We start from the raw sequence: 16,533 nt of genomic DNA, 5'->3' as shown, positions 1-16,533 counted from the left end.
TCTCGAGTCAGTTGTCGACGTTGACGATGACGAGCTCGTCACCCTCGAGACCCGACACGACTTCCGTGAAGCTTCCCTCCTGGAGACCGGTCACGATCTGGGTGAGCGTGATCGCCCGGGTCTCCTCGTCGACGACCGACACGACCTCGTTGCCGGTGCCGTCCAGGCTGATGGCGGCGATCGGTACCGTGATGGCGTCGACCCGTTCCTCCAGGATCACCTCGATGCGCACGTTGGCGCCGTCGACCGCGGCGAGGTCGTCGTCCACCTCCACCACGCCCTCGTAGGATTCGCCGCCGCTGTCGGAGATGGTCGCGGCGTCGTCGAGCTGCGTGATGATGCCGCTCGAGTCCTGGTCGCCGGCCTCGATCTCGACCTGCACGACCTGTCCGACGGCGAGCTCGGAGCGGTCCGTCGGATTGGCGAAGAGACGGATCGTGAAGTCCGGCTCGGTGAGGGTGAGCAGCTCGCGGCCGAGCTGGACGGTCTCGCCCTCGTCGACGAAGACGGTGCCGATACGGGCCGGCCAGTCGGCGACGATCATGTCGGACGGCACGAAGATCACGTCGTCGTCGATCGTCTGGATCGTGAGCGCGACCCGGGTTCGTCCCCGGGGGAACGTGAACTGGCCGGTCATCACCTCGTAGTCCACGCCCATGGTGGCGGAACCCTGGATGTCGTAGTCGACGGAGATGTCCTCGTTCGGGGCCTGGTCGGCCTCCACGATCAGCTCGATCAGCGACCCCTCGGGGATGGTCTGCTCCCGGGTGACCATCGTCAGCTCGGGCTCGTCGTCGTCCTCGATGGTCACGGTGCCCGTGATGTTGGGGCCGAGGAGGTACTGCTCGTCGGGATCGTCGGCGGGTAGAAGGCGCACCGTGATCGTCTCGTCCGGCTCGATGTCGTCGTCCTGGGTCGTACCGATGCCGAAGGTGTCGATGGTGTCGTTGGCGCCGAAGTCGAACGTGGCGCGCTCGTCCTGCTCGTCGTAGTCGTCGTCCTCCACCGCGGTGCCGCCGATGACCTCGTACCGGACCTCCAGGGCGTTGTCGAGCTCGATGTCGGACTCGATGGTGAACGTCGCCGCGCCACCCTCGTCGACCTCGGTGTCGTCCTCGTCGACCGACAGTTCGAGCGTGGGGATCTTCGGCGTGTTGGCGTCGAGGATGTCGACCGTCGTGGACTTGATCGGGCCGATGCCGTAGTTCGCACCGACGACGACCTGCTCGGCGATCAGCGTGATGGACCACTCCTCGTCGTCCTCGTCGAGATCATCCGCCAGCGTCTCGAGCTCGAGCGTCACCGTCGTCTCGCCGGCCGGCCAGATGAACGGCAGATCCTCCAGCGGCTCGTCGACATAGTCGACGTCGGTGTCCGGATCGTCGATGTCCTCCTGGTTGCCGCCGGTGGCCGTGCTCGCGAACTCGACTTCGATCTCGGTGTCGGCCGTCGGCGCGGGATCCGCGTTCAACACGATGAGAAGGGTGTCGCCCTCGGTGACGGTCGCGGTGGCGACGTCCATGCCGATGCGGGGAACGACGGGCTCCTGGAAGGGGACCAGACCGGCGCCGAGCGTCGGCACGAGGGTGGGCTGGTCGGCGGTCGTCTGGCCCGGCACGGAGGGACCGATGATGACGGCGGTCGTGTCCTTGTCGGCGATCGTGTAGCCGTTGCCGTCGGCGAGCGTCACGACGATGGTCTCCTCCGGCTCCGGGGTCGCGCCGCCGTAGCCGTAGGCGATCTGCCACTGGCGCAGCGCCGACCGGGTCGCCTCGGTGAACAGGGTGTCGACGGCGCCCGGGTCGTAGCCGGACTCGAAGAGGATGCGTTCGAGCTGGAGCACGTCGGGGCCGTCGGTGCCGACGTCGAGCTGACGGTAGAACGAGAAGTCGCCGTTGACGGCCACCGCGGGTCGACCGTCGAGAGCGAGCAGCACGTCGCCGGCGGTGATGGTGTCGCCGTCCTCCACCGAGAGCTGGCTCACGCGGCCGTCGAAGGGGGAGTTGATGGTGGAGAGCTCGTCGCGGCGGAGCTCGCCGCTGATGGTCAGCTCGTCGCGCAGCGTGCGGCGGGTGACCCGGTTGACCAACGGCGGATCCTGCGTCTCCTCACTCGCATCGTCACCCGTGACCTGCCAGGCCACGAAGATGCCGGCGAACAGGATGAAGACTGCGGCGACGCCGAGGATCTGCTTGCGGCTCAGGGTCACGAATCCGCCTCGCCCGCGGCCTCGTACTCCCGCTGGGCGATCACACTGCACTCGGCGAGGTCATCGCTGCCGAAGATGCTCTCGCCCTCCGGTGGGGTGAGGTCGTTGGGCTGCTGGAGCCCGTTGGCATCGGTGGCCGGCTCGCCGATCTCCCAGCCGCGGCCCTCCATGCAGTCGACCCAGAAGACAAGGGTGCGGTTGCGGGTCTCGATCTGGTCGGTGGACAGGTTCTCCGACGCGTTCTGGAAATCGGAGAACGCCTGACCGATGTTGCTCGTCGCCGCGCAGGTGCCGAGTGCCTCGCCGTAGCCCGGATCGTTGACCGGGTCGGTCGGCTCGAGGTCCGGATTCGGCCGGCCGATGAACGCGTAGCCCTCGACCTCGAGGCACGAGGTGAACGATCCGAGTGCCGCGAAGAGGCCGCCGACGCCGAACTCGTCCTCGTCGCCGTCGGTCGGGACGGTGTCGGTCGTGGTGTCGAAGGTGGTGTCGCCGCCGCCGTCGTCGGTCTCCGACGCGCCACCGCCGCCTTCGGCCGGTGCTGTCGTCGTCGTCGTGATGGCGTCGGCGTCGAGTGTCTCGTCGCCCTGGATGACGAAGTCGTCGAGCGGATCCTCGTCGCCGGCCGCGTCGTCGGATCCGCCACCGCAGGCGGCCCCGAGGAGGGCGATCGACACGACGATCGTTGCGATTCTCGTGAGCCCTACATTCATTCGTCGTTCTCTCCCTCTTCGTCCCCACGAATCTGCTCGGGGGTCGCTCCGCAGTTCGCGAAGTCGTCGTTCACTTCTCCGTCGATGAGACCGCTGCCGTCCGGTCCTTCCCACAGCCTCGCCATGTCGATGTAGGGCGGCTGCAGGGAGCCGTTCTCGTCCGGGGTCAGCTCGGGGATGATCCACCCGCGACCGCGAAGGCAGTCGACGAATGCAACGAAGCCCCGATTGCGCTCCTCGATCTCCTCGGCGCTGAACCGGCTGGTGTCCTGCGCCGCCTCCATCTTCGACACGATCTGGGACTGGGCCGCACAGGTGCTCAGGGCGGACGTGTAGCCGGGATCGTTGACGGGCTCGCTGACGTCGCCGCCATTGGGTATGCCGATGAAGCCGTAGCCCTCGGAGTCGAGGCAGGACATGAACACGCCGACCGAATCGAAGAACTCGCCCTCGGGCGTCTCCTCCTCGCCGTCCGGGATGGTGTCCTCCGTCTCGTCGAACTGCTGGTCGCCCTCGTCTCCGCTGTCGTCGGTCTCCGACGCGCCACCGCCGCCTTCGGCCGGCGGCTCGGTCGTCGTCGTGATCGCATCGGGGTCGAGCGATTCGTCGCCCTGGATCACGAAGTCGTCGAGCACGCCCTGCCCGCCGGCTTCGGCGTCGGAATCGCCCCCACCGCAGGCCGTGGCGAACAGGGCAATGGCGACGAGCGCGGTACTGATTCGAACTCCGGCACGCACGACCATGCTCTCCCCCAAGATCAGCGCCAAACCGTAGTGGTGGCGCTCGGAGTGACAAAATCCGGTGCTCAGCCGGACCGCACGTCGGGCAGTGACGCGGCGAGACCACGCAGCGCGGCGCCGACCCCCAACGGTGGCCATGCTGTGCGTTCGCCGCGCACGACTCCGGCGAAGCGGTCCATCTGCGCGACGAACCCGAGGGCCACCAAGGGCGGGTCCGGATCGGCGGCGACCGGCCGCCCGTCGAGCTCGACCGCGGGCGAGGGCATGAGGCGAATGGTCACGACGCCCCGATCACTCGCGGCCTCCAACTCGACGAGGAGGTCGTCGTCGCTCCATGCCAGCTCGGCTGCGGCCTCCCGGCCGTCCGCGAGCGAGAAGCGGAGGCGCACGGCGGACTCGAGCCCGGCCGGTCCGTCGACGGTTCCCGTCATCGCCGAGACCCCGGATCCGGCGGCGGCGAGGAGGACGGGGAGCGTGGTCGCGTGTGGGTCGAGCATGACGCCGCCGCCCCACGCCGCCGTGCCGTGGGCCCCCCACGTGGGCCGCGGGCCCCGACCCCGCAGGACGAGATGGTGCACGTGTCCGAGGTCCTCGATCGCCCGCAGACCGCGTGTCACGGCCGGGGCGTGCAGCAGGTTGGCGGCCGTCATCGCCTGCGGCCGATCGCCGAGGTCGGCAGCGGGGCACTCGACGACCAGGGCCATCTCGGTCGGTACCCGCGCGACGACGTCGCCCACCGCGGCCGGCGGCACCGCGACCACGAGCCCGTCGCTCGCGGCGACCAGCTCGTCGAGCGTCATCTCCGCCACGCCCACCGCGTCGGCCAACATCGCTGCGGTGCCGCCGTGTTCGGAGCTCGGCCGCCCGCCGACGCCGCTCAGCGTGGCCCCTCGCGTGGCTCGCACGGCCTCGGCGTGCAGCGTGGCGCCGCGCCCGCCGCCGATGATGCCGATCCGTGTCACCGGTGCAGTGTCCCAGGTTGGTGGGGCGCAGGCGAGGCGACCGCGGTCGCCGACGGGGAGCCGTTAGCGTTGCACCGTGCGTGGGATCGTCGGACTGGTCCGGCTGGCGACGGTACTCGTCGGCGGCGGAATCGTGGTGGCCTTCACCCTTGCCGCGCTCGGACCCCGGATCGGGGAGATCTACGCGGCCAACGAATCGACCGTCGCCGAGATCAACCTCAACGAGTTGGCGCTCCGTTCGATCGTCTACGACGCCAACGGTGACGAGTTCGACAAGCTCTACGACGTCGAGAACCGCGAGCTCGTGGAGCTCGAAGACGTGAGCCAGGCCGTGATCGACGCGATCATCGCCGTGGAGGACGAGGGGTTCTACGAGCACAACGGCATCGATGCGGCCGCCATCCTGCGGGCCCTGGTCCGCAACGTCAGTGCCGGACGTATCGAGGAGGGTGGCTCGACGATCACCCAGCAGCTGATCAAGAACGGCGTCGTGGGCAACGCGATCGACATCGATCGGAAGATCCCGGAGGCGGCGTTGGCGTGGCGCCTCGAGCGCCAGCTCGACAAGGACGAGATCCTCGAGGCCTACCTCAACACCGTCTACTTCGGCGGTGGTGCCTACGGGATCCGCGCCGCGGCCGAGATCTACTTCGGCACGACCCCCGACAAGCTCGATGTGCCCCAATCGGCAATGTTGGCCGGACTCATCGCCAACCCGTCGACGTATGACCCCACGCTCAACCCGCTCGATGCCCAGGACCGTCGTGATGTCGCCCTCGGCCGGATGGTCGCGGCCGGCTTCATCACCGAGGAGGAGGCCACCGAGTACCGCGCCGTCCCCGTGCCGACGACCCGTGTCGTGCCGGCCGGTTGGGAGCCGACGAATTACTTCATCGAGGAGGTGCGGCGCCAGCTTCTCGACGACCCTCGACTCGGGGTGACCGAGGAGGAACGGGCCGAGGCGTTGTTCGGCGGCGGGCTGCGCATCTACACGACGTACGACCCGGCGGCGCAGGCCGCGGCCCGCGCCGCCGTCGATCGCTTCACTCCCACCGACGACCCACGCGGCTTCGTCGGTGCGCTGGCGTCGGTGGAGCCCGGCACCGGTCGGGTCCGCGCGTTGATCGGCGGCCCCGGATTCGAGGTCGAGGGATTCGGCGAGTTCAACATCGCGACCCAGAAGGGGCGACCCACCGGCAGCTCGTTCAAGTCCTTCGTGCTGGCCGCCGCCATGGAGAAGGGCCTGGTCCCGGCCGACCAGATCAACGGCTCGGCGACCTGCTATTTCGACAACCCCGGCGGTTTCCCGGACCCGTACTCGGCGAACAACTTCAACGGACCGAACACCGGATCCGTGCGATCGATCCGGAGCCAGACGACGTCGTCGTCGAACTGCGCCTATCTCCGGTTGGGTCAGATCGTGGGGCTCTCCAACGTCGCCGACGTCGCTCGGGCGCTCGGCATCACGTCTGACCTCTCGTCACTTCCCCTGTCGATGCCCCTCGGCCCGCTCGACGTCACGCCACTCGACATGGCCGTCGCCTACGCGTCGTTCGCCAACGACGGACTCCAGGTGGACCCGATCTTCATCGAACGGGTCGAGGACCGCTCCGGCAACGTGATCTTCAGCAACGAACCGGCGCCCCAGCGGGCGATCTCGACCCAGTCCGCCCGTCTCGTGACGTCGGTGCTCGAGGCCAATGTCGTGGGTGGCACCGGCACCCGGGCCCGGCTCACCGACCAACCGGCAGCCGGCAAGACGGGCACCGGCCAGGAGTTCCTCAACGCCTGGTTCGTCGGCTACACGCCGTACCTGTCCACCGCGGTGTGGATGGGCGACCCGACCGACCCGATCGAGGAGATGCGGGGCGTGTCGATCCCCGAGCTGGGTCGGCGTAACGTCACCGGCGGTTTCGCTCCCGCCGCGATCTGGCAGGCGTACATGGAGTTCATGCACGCCGATCTCGATCGGATCGACTTCGACGATCCGGCACCGACGCGATCGGGCCGGCGGATCCGTACCGACCAGGAGGAGGACCGCTACAACGATCTCCTCGACAGTCTGTGTGGCGACGAAGACGCCGAGGTGGACGAGGACGAGGACGGCATCGTCGATTTCTGCGAGGATCCAGACTTCGAGTACGACCCGGCGATCGGTTTGTGTCCGGGCCTGCTCGAACCGGTCGACACCGACGAAGACGGCAAGATCGACGCCTGCATCCCGCCGACCACCACGACGACGACGACCACGACGACCACCACCGTTCCCGACACCACCACTTCGGATCCGCCGACGACGACCACCACCACGACCACGACCGAGCCGCCGACGACCACCACCACGGATCCGCCGACGACGACCACCACCGAACCCTGAGCGAGCGCACACCAACCGATGACCGACCACGCCCTTCTCGACATCCAGCACCTCGACACGGAGGCCGAGCAGCTTCGCCACCGCCGTGAAACCCTCCCGGCCCGGACCGCCCTCGTCGAGGCGCAGGAGGCGCAGGCGAAGGTGCAGGTCGAGATCGAGGCGATCGGGGTGAGTCGTGTCGAGGTGAGTACGCGGCAGAAGCGGCTGGAGGACGAAGCGCAGGTCTTCTCCGACAAGGCGGACGAGGACGACGCCCGGCTCTACGGCGGCGACGTGGGCGTCAAGGACCTGGAGGCCCTCCAGGAGGAGATCAAGGGGCTCCGGGCCCGCCAGGCCGACATCGAGGACCGGGCACTCGAGGCGATGGAGGAGGGCGAGGCCCTGGCGACGCGCCTGGCCGACCGCGAGGCGGAACTCGAGGAGATCCGGGCCCGGATCACGACCACCGAGGCCGAGATCGCGGCAGCCGAGGCCGAGATCGACGGTGAGCTGGCGCGGGTCGCCTCCGAGCGGGCGGCGGCGGAGGCGGTCGTGTCCCCCGAGGATCTGGCGCAGTACGAACGGCTTCGCCCCGGCATGGGTGTCGCCACGGTCGTGCGCTTCGACGGCGGGAACTGCGTCGGCTGTCCGTCGACCATGCCGGCGATGGAACTGGACCGCATGAAGCACGAGCCGGCCGGGAGCACCCTGAACTGCAACGAGTGCGGTCGGATCGTCCTCACCTGACGGGGCCGGAGCCGCGCCGTGTTCTTCTTCTTCGTCGCCGCTGCGGTCCTGGCGGTCCTGTTCGTGTTCGACAGCCCCGCGATCGACTATCGGTTCGTCGCCCTCGGCGGTGTGCTCCCGCTGGTCGAAGCGCTGACCGGACGACCGCTGATCCTGCACACGCTGCTCGGGTCGGTCGCGCTGATGACGCTCGTGATGGCGGCCACCGTCGGACGTCGGGTGCTGCGCCGACGACTGCTCGGTATCCCGATCGGCACCTTCGTCTTCCTCGTCGCCGCCGGCACCTGGACGCGCTCGCAGCTGTTCTGGTGGCCGGCGCAAGGACTCGACGGTCTCGCCGAGGCGCCGCTGCCCGAGTTCGACCGCGCCCCGGCGGTGCTGGTGGTGCTCGAACTCCTCGGCATCGGCGCGCTCGTCTGGCTCGTGCGACGCTTCGAGCTCACCCGGCCCGACCATCGCACCCAGCTCGTGCGCACGGGCCGCCTGCCCCGTACCCATCTCGCCTAGGGAGCCGATTCGTTTGGAGACAGTGTGCTGATCATCGCCCGTCACGGCCGGACCGCCGCCAACGCCTCCGGCGAGCTCCTCGGTCGGCGCGACCCGTCCCTCGACGAGGTCGGGCGCCGCCAGGCCGCCGCGATCGGTCGGGCGCTCGCCGGCGCGGACCGGGTGATCTCCAGCCCGCTGGCCCGCTGCCGGGAGACGGCGGCGGCGATCGGTCCGCCGGTCGAGATCGACGAACGCGTCATCGAGCTCGACTACGGCGACCTCGAAGGCACGCCGGTGGCCGACGTGTCGGCGGAGACCTGGCGTTCGTGGCGGGCGGACACCGGCTGGCGTCCGCCCGGCGGTGAGAGCCTCGACGAGCTCGCCGCTCGGGTCTTCGCGGCGCTCGACGGCCTCCTCGCCGAATCCGCCGACCGCGACATCGTGGTGGTGAGCCACGTGTCGCCCATCAAGGCGGCCGTCGCCTGGAGCCTCGGCGTGGGCATCGAGACGCAATGGCGGTGTTTCGTGCAGCAGGCCTCGATCTCGCGCATCGCGTCACGAGGATCGACGCCGGCGCTCCACAGCTTCAACGAGGTGGCCCACCTCTGAGATGGAGGTCGGCTGAGATCCGTGTCCGCACGCGAAACCGGCCACCGCAGTGGTGGCCGGTTCCGGTGGGTGGGGTTCTCTGGGTGGAGATTCAGTCGCCGCGTACCGGGCGGGCCTGGAGCTCGCCGGACGGCGAGGCGGTCAGCTGGAGACGTTCGTCCCGCAGCACCGCCGCCGTGCCCCGCACCCGGTGTGTCTGGGTGAACAGGTCGAGGTTGTACGCCGGCGCGATCCGGAAAGTCCGTGCTTCTTCGTTCATGGTGTCCGTACCCCTGGTGCCTTGGTGCTCCGTGTGCTCGGAGCGGTATCCGTGTCAACGGGGCCGGGAGTGCGATGCTGAACCCAATGGCTTCCGATGAACCAGTCGCTCGGGTCACAGGTCCCGGCCCCGGCCCCGGGACCAACCGGGCCGGTCGGCCCAGGTCGGGTGGGCGGGTCTGACATGGCGTCACGGTGGACGGTGTCCGAGGACGAGGTGACATTCCGCTTCGTCGCTTCCGGTGGGCCGGGTGGGCAGCACGCCAACCGGTCGAACACGAAGGTCGAGGCGACCTTCGACGTGCAGGGGAGCGTCTCCATGCCGGCGTGGCTGAAGGAGCGGGTCACCGGGAAGCTCGGCGACACGATCCGGGTCACGGTCGACGACGAACGCTCGCAGTACCGCAACCGTCAGATCGCCCTGGAGCGCATCCAGGACCGGGTCGACCGGGCGGCGACGGTCGACCGCCCCCGGCGCAAGACGAAGCCGACGAAGGGCAGTCAGCGCCGCCGGCTCGACTCGAAACGGCGCCGCGGCGACGTCAAGAAGGGGCGCCGCAGACCGTCCGCCGACGACTGACCCGCCGCGCGGGGGTGGCCGTCAGCCGAGGGGAGCGCGGGCGTGATAGATCGGCCGCCGATGGCGATCGATCAGGCGCTCGGCCTCCAGCGCGTCCGCTGACCGGCGAACGGTCTCGTGTCCCGTGCGAGCGAACCCGGCGATGTCGCGCGAGCTCATCGGCAGGTCACGATCGAGGAAGGCGAGCGCGGTGGCGACCTGACCGGTACGACGGGGAAGGCGATCCGTGTAGAGCTCGAGGACGGCCACATGCTCGAGCCAACGCAACGCGTCGTGCGACAGGGGAGCCGGCCCTCGCCCGCTGCTTCCGCCGGCGTCGGTGATCTCGCTCATGCGCGCCCCCCTCCTCGTCTCGCGACGCTAGCCAACCTGGCGAAACCGTGTTCAGTGATCTCACGCACGGTGCCGAGGCGACCACTCGCCGGCCTAGCCGGGTCGGGGTTTGTGGTTGCGGTGGTGGTAGCTGCAGCGGGCTTTGCCGTTGGTGTGGGCGGTGTGGCCGCCGTGGTCCCAGTCGGTGAGGTGGTCGATGTCGCAGTGGCGGGCGGGGATGTCGCAGCCGGGGTGGTCGCAGTGGCGGTCGCGGGCTTGGATGGCTTGGCGGAGTTCGCCTTTGAAGAGGCGTTGTTTGCGGCCGTAGTCGAGGATGACGCCCGGGGCCTCGTAGACGAGACGGCGAACGTGGCCGAGGAGTGCTTGTTCGATCATCTGGGTGGGACCGATGACGGTGCCGTCGTCGGTTTCGCAGAGCCTGTCGGTGCCGAGCGGGGCGGGGGCTTGGGTGCCGATGACGCGGGCGAGGGCGTGTTCGAAGGTGTCGAGGTCGGTGTGGATGATGACGAGGGGGAGTGGTCGTTTGCCGTTGGCGGGTGCGGTCATGGCCCGTTGGGCCATTTCGACGAGGGCGTCGGCGCGGCGTTGGGCGGGGGTGCGCCAGAGCTTGTCGACGGTGACCGAATCGCCGTGGTCGGCTTTGGCCAGTTGCCAGTCGGCGTCGAAGAGTTCTTGTTCGATTCGGCGCAGGGCTTCGCGGAAGGCTTCGCCGCCGATGGGGTCGAGCCACGCGTCGATACGGGTCAGGTCGAACACGGTCTTGGAGGCGTGGGCTTCGCGGCGTGTTTCGCGGTCGTCGGGTGGTTCGGGGTCGCGTTCGTCGCGGCGGGCCTCGTCGACCTGTTGTTCCCAATAGGTGACGCGTCGGTGCCAGCTGGCGTAGGAGCGGTCCATGGCCTTGTCGATCAGCATCGCTTCCGCACCGGCGAACTCGGGCCGCGTGGCCGACCGCATCAGCCGGCGGGCATGCGCTTCGGTGATGTCGCCCCGCTCCAGCGCCGCCGCGGTGGCCGGCATCCGCACCAGCGCCCGGGCGAGTTTGACTTTGCCGGCGGCTTCGCCGCCGTACATCCGGCACCGGTGGCGTATCCCCGCGGCGGCGGATCGGTGGCCTTCGCGGCCCCAGTCGAGATGGGCGTCATAGGCCTGCACCGCATTCGAACGCAACGCCGCCAGCTTCGCTTCGAGCCGGGCGATCTCGACCACCGCCGCATCACGCTCATCCGCGTACAGCGCATGGAAATCGACCTTCAACGCCAGATCGACCGCCTCACCCAGATCATCGAGCTCCGCAACACCATCACCGAACATGACCCCACACTACGAAGGGGGTGTGACACTCACCGGCGAGGCCTTCTCGACAGCTCGGCATCCATGATCGACACTCGGCGGATGCCGTTCGAACTGTTCCGCGTGGATCTCGACGGGCAGCTGCGCCCGTTCCGCTCGGTGATGCGCCGTACTGCCGTCGACCGCCTCCTCACGGAGGCTGAGGAGCCCATCTTCGCGGTGGACACCAACGAACTGACCGTCGTCGGTACGTCGCCGACCTTCCCCGACCGGTCGATCAGCGGCCTGTCGTTCGACGAGGCACGGGCACGGTTCTCGGACGCCCGCGTGCCGACGGCAGCGAGCGAGACCGTGGCCGCGCCGCCCCGGCCGAGACCGGCGCGGACGCACCGCGAGGACTCGCGGCTCGCCTCCACGGCCGAGGTCTTCGGGCATCTGTGGACGACCCTCGCGATCGTCGTGGCGGTCATCACCGTTCTCGTGGTCCTCTTCGACGACGAGATCCCCCGGCTCGCCGTCCTGCTCAACGGCGCATTCGCGGCAATCGTTCTCGCCTCGATCGGGCTCCTCCTACGCGTTGGTGCGGCGACGCTGCGCCGTTCCCTCGGCCGATGACGTGGAGGCGGGAATGGGTTCACGTTCGTGATCGGGGCGACGGTCCGACGGCGTGAGAGGATCTGAACATGGCGCGCACACAATGGGAGTACATCGGGCTGCAGGGTCACTCGAACGGTCTGCGTGGACTGGTCGGGAACCTCAACGACGCCGGGGCTCGCGGCTGGGAACTGGTGTCGATCACCAACAACGACCAGACGCTCGGGATGAACTCGATCGTCGCGATCCTGCGGCGTGAGGTGGAGCCGCTCCCGGATCCCGACGACACCAGTGAGGACTGGAAGCCGGACCCGTCCGGCCGGTTCAAGGGCCGCTACTGGGACGGTGAGGCCTGGACGATGCGGACCATGACCGACGGCGTCGAGCATCGTGACCCGCCGACGACTCGCACTCCCGCCCGGGTTCCGCAGTAGAGATCGCCGGCAAGGGGCTAACCTCGGCGTGAACCCACTTCCCCGATCGTCATCGAGAGGAAGTGCCATGCCAATTCCCGAGAGCCGCCTTCGGGGACCGCGTCGACTGCTCGACCATCACCGCCAACGCGTGGCGGCTGCGGTCGAAAGACGCGACTTCGTGATCCGCGGGATCTACCGCCACCGCGACCTCGAGCTTCGAGACATCGCTCGCGCCGCCGGACTCCCCCGACTCCGTGTCTGGTGGATCGTTCGCAGAGTCGAGAGAGTCCTGTCCAGGGACATCGGGAGTGTCCGAGTCTGAATCGGAGACAGAAACATCCAACTTGGACACTCGGACAAGGCAGCAAGGACCCGACATGAGCCCCGCTGGAGTGGGCGCCGTGCTGTCACAGCGCTGTCAGTCCTCGCCGTTGCTACCCCGAGAGCCCTCGAGTCGGGGCGAGGCGAATCTGGAAGCCATATCGGTCATCGAGCATTCCGGCCGCCTCGAGAAGTGCTCGGCGCGCGAGATCTGCGTCCACGGCGCGCATGTCGTGCATCCATCCGTTCCGTCCTGAGCGAATGGCATTCAGCGTCCTGAACCTCTCGTGACTGATCTCGCCGGCCAGCTCCAGAACCTGAAGGACTACGGAGACCGGATACGCGGTGCCCTCCAGCAGCTGACGACGCCTGGCGTTCATTCGTTCCACAACCAGACCGTCCGACATCGTCAGAGTCCCACCGGCGCGCTCGACATAGTCGGTCCAGTACTGCTGGATCAGCTGCTCGCAGATGGTCCACGCATCGATGAGTGCATGCGCGGACTCGTGATTCGAGAATGCCGCCATCGCTCGGTTGAGTATGTCCAGGCGCCCGACAACACGCTCGCCGTCGGCGTGGTTCAAGACGCGCTCGAGTTCCCCAGCGGCGGCATCAAGCGCAGCGGTCGACGTCGAGAGGAACCTCGCAGAGTCGCGGTTGCTGACTAGGAACGGTGAGTCAAAGAGACCCGGGCCGCCTGCCTGAAAGTCGTGCCCGCGTCCGTGGACGAGGTCAGCATGACCGACACGACCTGGACCCAGGGACTTGGCTTGGAGCCGTACAACCGAGGAGTGAACGAGGAGACGATGTGCGTTCATGAGCGCCAGCTGAGCGTTCACTGCCGCTGCATCGTCTTCGAACGAGTATTCGTCCTCAGGCTCCTCTCGGCGTTCACCGGGTGCCCAGCCCCGAAAGAAGTATCGGACGAATCCCGATCGCTCCATCACGATGCGGACGCCGGCGGAGAGGTCCCGGTCAACGATCGACTCTCGCCAGCTCGGTGGAACCGTCATTCCGGCCAGTGGAATGGTCGCGATGCTGAAATCGGGTGGCTCGCCGCCAAGCCAGCCCATCATCGTTCCTGCCCACCAGCTTGTCCCGCTGTACCTCTCTTCGCTGGCCCTGCCTGGACCGCCCGAACTTTCCGCCATGCACGAACCCTAGCGACCGTCGTACGGCGGGGATCTCCGAGCGCCCTGACGATCATCTCCGATCTCTCCCCCGGTCGCCGACCGCAAGCGGGTCAGCGCCAAGCCGACGTGAGATCGCACAGTCGATTCGGCGATGCCGAGTTCCGTGGCAATCTCCGGACACCCAAGATCTTGGCGAACCGCGCATCGATACACGCTCTCTGTTGCGCGGGTAGATCTTTGAGCGCGTCCGCAATGGGTCCCAGATCGACATCAGACTCAGACTGGCCCACGATCCACTCATTGATGAGCCTCTGCATCGCACGGTGGCGGACGGACCTCTGGCGCGCCCGGTTTGGACACGCGCTGCGAACCCCGGCGAAGACGTACGTGTCCGGCTTATCGCGGACTCCTCTCGATCTCCACATTGAAAGGGAGCGTGCGAGGGACTCCTGGACGAGCTCCTCGGCTCTGTCGGCGGCTCCCCACTTGCGGGCGAACTGGACGAGATGGGTGTGCTCGGCCTGAGAGGTCCGCGATCACGTCGGCGGGAGTCGGGGCAGTCATGGCAGTGGCACCTCCGTGCACATCTGGCGCACACGGTGGCCGTTTCGTGGGCTGATTCCCTTTGGTTTCAGTGGTGGTGACGGTGGAGTCGACCTGTAAGCAGGAGATAGGTCGACTGACCTGTACCTGAGCAAGAACCGCAGAAAACCGCAGGTCACTCCACCTACAGTGGACCCACAACTACCCCATACTGCGCTAGTGGTGTTCCACGTTTGTTCCACGTGGGAGCCTCTGTATGCAGATAACCCGAACGCTGAAGATCGCCGGGCTCGTCCTTGTGGGCGCCTTCCTCGGCATGCTCATCGCCAACTACGTGGTGTGGGGCGTCATGCTCGTGCCCGAGATAGTCCGCGGTGATATGGGCACGGACGACCTCGACAGAGTGAGAGACAGCACAGCCGACACCATCGGCGACATCGTTGGCGCGATCGTCGGCGGAGTCGGGCTACCCAGACTCGTGTCGGCGCGTCGACGCGGAGGTCGGGATGGCCGCTAGACGAATCGTCCTCGCAGTGCTCGGCGCGCTCGCCGGGCTCACCGTGGTCGCCTTTCCTCTCCTGATCACGGGGTACTACGGACTCTGGGGACTCCACGACAGCGAGGCCGCTGCGAACGTCTATCTCGTCGCGGTCACGGCCGGCGCCGTCGTAGGAGCTGTCTTGCTCGTCCGACAGGGGGAGCGATAGATGGCCTCGATCGAGAAGCTCCCCAGCGGCCGCTACCGGGTGAAGTGGCGCGGCATCGACGGCAAGTGGCAGTCATCGCAGACATTCGCCGCGAAAGCCGACGCCAACGCGGAACGCCGCCGGATCGAATCCGACCTCGCGCCGGGGTGTCGGTCACCGCTGCTGATCGGAAACTCACCATCGGCCGCTACGTCACCCGCGATGGTGGCTGGCTCGAGTCCCGTCCGTGGCGACCCTCGACTCGTGAAGCGTTCGACTCCCACTGGCGCGCCCACCTCGAACCGCGATGGGGCGACGTTCCGCTCGTCGCTGTCCGCCCGACCGACGCGCAGGGTTGGGTCAACAAACTCGCCCAGGACCTCGCACCCTCCACCGTGGAAGCGCTGTACCGCCGGCTCGTGACCATCATGCGGGCCGCACACGCTGACGGAGTGATCGCACGACAACCCCTCTCGACCATCGTGCTACCCGAACGGCCAAGGGCCGGCCGCGTCCACGTCCCGACCGCGGAGCAGGTCGGCCAGCTCGCCGCCGCGATGTCGGACCGGTACCGGCCGATCGTGTGGACGATCGCCACGCTCGGACTCCGCCCCGCCGAAGCCATCGGGCTCACCGTCGAACGCGTCGACTTCCTCCGCGGCTCCGCCAGGATCGACCGACAGATGGTCACCGTGAAGGGAGGCCCGCGCCTCGCGCCGCTCAAGACCCGCCGCATGCCGTCTCGTGAAGTACCGGTGCCCCGCGAGCTCACCGAACGACTCGCCGCCCACCTCGAGGCCCACCCCGCTATCGAAGCACCCGACACGGACCCGCACGGCGGACCCGCGCACCTGATCTTCAGCAACAACGACGGCCGACCGATCCGACGCAACGGACTCGGCTGGATCTGGACGACCGCCGCCGAGAAGATCGGGCTACCCGACGAGCTGCGAGGCTGGCACTGTCTCCGGCACTACGCGATCACCCGCCTGATCGGTGCCGGAGTCAACCCCGACTACGTGCGCCAGTTCGCCGGACACTCGAACCTCACCGAAACGATGGACACCTATGCGGGATGGTGGCCGTCCGAGGCGGACAACGCCCGCGACGTGCTCAGCGAGGTACTTGCCAGATCAGTGGGGCGGCGACTCTGACGCGCCTCGGGTGTCGGCAAGGTTCGGCACTTCACTGTCGTGTCGCTGCGCGCAAGTGCAGCGATCTAGCCTCCTGAGTGTGACGTTCCCGCTCGGACTATTCATCGTTGGGATGTTCGTCGTGGTGGCTGTCATCCCGATCTGGGGATTCGTCACGGCGATGCTCGACCGACGAGGTGGATGGGCGACCAGCATCTGCGTCGGATTCATCGCATTCCCGATCGGCACGCTGGCTGCCATCGCGTACTTGGCGGTGATACGGCGGCGAACTCGCTCGGACATCGAACTGCTTGCCGTGGGACCGGTGTCTCCGACTCCAGGTTGGTTTCCGGACCCGACGGGACAACACGAGAGTCGCTACTGGGACGGCGAGGACTGGACCGGCCGCGTCATCGACTGA

At 68.0% G+C, this 16,533-nt stretch carries 19 protein-coding genes; 11 read left to right on the top strand and 8 right to left on the bottom strand.

The genetic code is table 11. From position 1 onward, the window contains the following. Positions 1 to 7 precede the first annotated feature (7 nt). The 4 genes from R8F63_08150 to R8F63_08135 all read right to left on the bottom strand — a co-directional run bounded on the left by R8F63_08150 (position 8) and on the right by R8F63_08135 (position 4,624). The gene (locus R8F63_08150; GenBank protein ID MDW3218574.1) at positions 8 to 2,209 is read right to left on the bottom strand and encodes a Calx-beta domain-containing protein; all 2,202 of its coding nucleotides are present in this window, start codon (positions 2,207 to 2,209) and stop codon (positions 8 to 10) included. Beyond that, on the bottom strand, positions 2,206 to 2,886 hold the full coding sequence (locus R8F63_08145) for a hypothetical protein (GenBank protein MDW3218573.1): 681 nt from the start codon (positions 2,884 to 2,886) through the stop codon (positions 2,206 to 2,208). The genes R8F63_08150 and R8F63_08145 overlap by 4 nt, the downstream gene beginning before the upstream one ends. Positions 2,887 to 2,918: 32 nt before the next feature. After that, a complete protein-coding gene (locus R8F63_08140; GenBank protein ID MDW3218572.1) occupies positions 2,919 to 3,659 on the bottom strand; it encodes a hypothetical protein in 741 nt (246 codons plus the stop codon). A gap of 68 nt (positions 3,660 to 3,727) precedes the next feature. Continuing rightward, positions 3,728 to 4,624, bottom strand: a complete 897-nt coding sequence (locus R8F63_08135; GenBank protein ID MDW3218571.1) for a hypothetical protein — start codon at positions 4,622 to 4,624, stop codon at positions 3,728 to 3,730. 76 nt (positions 4,625 to 4,700) lie between these two features. On the opposite strand from R8F63_08135, the gene R8F63_08130 reads away from it, so the two are divergent. The 4 genes from R8F63_08130 to R8F63_08115 are packed head-to-tail and all read left to right on the top strand — an operon-like array spanning position 4,701 to position 8,825. Then, the gene (locus R8F63_08130; GenBank protein ID MDW3218570.1) at positions 4,701 to 7,001 is read left to right on the top strand and encodes a transglycosylase domain-containing protein; all 2,301 of its coding nucleotides are present in this window, start codon (positions 4,701 to 4,703) and stop codon (positions 6,999 to 7,001) included. An 18-nt stretch (positions 7,002 to 7,019) separates the two neighbouring features. After that, positions 7,020 to 7,727, top strand: a complete 708-nt coding sequence (locus R8F63_08125) for a hypothetical protein (GenBank protein ID MDW3218569.1) — start codon at positions 7,020 to 7,022, stop codon at positions 7,725 to 7,727. Between the two features lie 18 nt (positions 7,728 to 7,745). Next, positions 7,746 to 8,234, top strand: a complete 489-nt coding sequence (locus R8F63_08120) for a hypothetical protein (protein ID MDW3218568.1) — start codon at positions 7,746 to 7,748, stop codon at positions 8,232 to 8,234. A 24-nt stretch (positions 8,235 to 8,258) separates the two neighbouring features. Then, positions 8,259 to 8,825, top strand: a complete 567-nt coding sequence (locus tag R8F63_08115) for a histidine phosphatase family protein (GenBank protein MDW3218567.1) — start codon at positions 8,259 to 8,261, stop codon at positions 8,823 to 8,825. A gap of 91 nt (positions 8,826 to 8,916) precedes the next feature. On the opposite strand, the gene R8F63_08110 is transcribed toward R8F63_08115, so the two are convergent. Further along, complete coding sequence (locus tag R8F63_08110; protein MDW3218566.1) at positions 8,917 to 9,084, bottom strand: hypothetical protein; 168 nt, start codon at positions 9,082 to 9,084, stop codon at positions 8,917 to 8,919. Between the two features lie 183 nt (positions 9,085 to 9,267). Here R8F63_08110 and arfB point away from each other — a divergent pair, with 183 nt between their 5' ends. After that, positions 9,268 to 9,663, top strand: coding sequence for an alternative ribosome rescue aminoacyl-tRNA hydrolase ArfB (gene arfB, locus R8F63_08105; protein ID MDW3218565.1), 396 nt, complete (start codon positions 9,268 to 9,270; stop codon positions 9,661 to 9,663). Positions 9,664 to 9,684: 21 nt separating this feature from the next. Here arfB and R8F63_08100 read toward each other — a convergent pair whose 3' ends face one another. Both R8F63_08100 and R8F63_08095 read right to left on the bottom strand, forming a co-directional pair. After that, complete coding sequence (locus tag R8F63_08100; GenBank protein ID MDW3218564.1) at positions 9,685 to 9,996, bottom strand: hypothetical protein; 312 nt, start codon at positions 9,994 to 9,996, stop codon at positions 9,685 to 9,687. 93 nt (positions 9,997 to 10,089) lie between these two features. Beyond that, entirely contained in the window at positions 10,090 to 11,307 is a 1,218-nt protein-coding gene (locus R8F63_08095; GenBank protein ID MDW3218563.1) for a DUF222 domain-containing protein, read from the bottom strand. Between the two features lie 81 nt (positions 11,308 to 11,388). Between R8F63_08095 and R8F63_08090 the strand changes: the two genes are divergently transcribed. Both R8F63_08090 and R8F63_08085 read left to right on the top strand, forming a co-directional pair. Next, on the top strand, positions 11,389 to 11,901 hold the full coding sequence (locus R8F63_08090) for a hypothetical protein (protein ID MDW3218562.1): 513 nt from the start codon (positions 11,389 to 11,391) through the stop codon (positions 11,899 to 11,901). A 68-nt stretch (positions 11,902 to 11,969) separates the two neighbouring features. Further along, the gene (locus R8F63_08085; GenBank protein ID MDW3218561.1) at positions 11,970 to 12,314 is read left to right on the top strand and encodes a hypothetical protein; all 345 of its coding nucleotides are present in this window, start codon (positions 11,970 to 11,972) and stop codon (positions 12,312 to 12,314) included. Positions 12,315 to 12,730: 416 nt separating this feature from the next. Here R8F63_08085 and R8F63_08080 read toward each other — a convergent pair whose 3' ends face one another. Continuing rightward, on the bottom strand, positions 12,731 to 13,768 hold the full coding sequence (locus tag R8F63_08080) for a hypothetical protein (protein MDW3218560.1): 1,038 nt from the start codon (positions 13,766 to 13,768) through the stop codon (positions 12,731 to 12,733). Between the two features lie 781 nt (positions 13,769 to 14,549). Between R8F63_08080 and R8F63_08075 the strand changes: the two genes are divergently transcribed. The 4 genes from R8F63_08075 to R8F63_08060 all read left to right on the top strand — a co-directional run bounded on the left by R8F63_08075 (position 14,550) and on the right by R8F63_08060 (position 16,533). Beyond that, positions 14,550 to 14,810, top strand: coding sequence for a hypothetical protein (locus R8F63_08075; GenBank protein ID MDW3218559.1), 261 nt, complete (start codon positions 14,550 to 14,552; stop codon positions 14,808 to 14,810). Then, positions 14,800 to 15,000: a hypothetical protein gene (locus R8F63_08070; GenBank protein ID MDW3218558.1), complete on the top strand. Its 201-nt coding sequence runs from the start codon at positions 14,800 to 14,802 to the stop codon at positions 14,998 to 15,000. Before R8F63_08075 ends, R8F63_08070 begins: the two co-directional genes overlap by 11 nt. A gap of 146 nt (positions 15,001 to 15,146) precedes the next feature. Then, positions 15,147 to 16,133 carry a site-specific integrase gene (locus R8F63_08065; protein MDW3218557.1) on the top strand — a complete coding sequence of 329 codons (987 nt, stop codon included), beginning with the start codon at positions 15,147 to 15,149 and terminating at the stop codon, positions 16,131 to 16,133. A 79-nt stretch (positions 16,134 to 16,212) separates the two neighbouring features. Beyond that, positions 16,213 to 16,533 carry a DUF2510 domain-containing protein gene (locus R8F63_08060; protein ID MDW3218556.1) on the top strand — a complete coding sequence of 107 codons (321 nt, stop codon included), beginning with the start codon at positions 16,213 to 16,215 and terminating at the stop codon, positions 16,531 to 16,533.

It is taken from the genome of Acidimicrobiales bacterium (assembly GCA_033344915.1).
In the GTDB taxonomy this organism is placed as follows: Bacteria; Actinomycetota; Acidimicrobiia; order Acidimicrobiales; family Aldehydirespiratoraceae; genus JAJRXC01.
The sequence above is the reverse complement of the archived record's forward strand: the minus strand, read 5'-3'. Positions and strand labels throughout refer to the sequence as shown.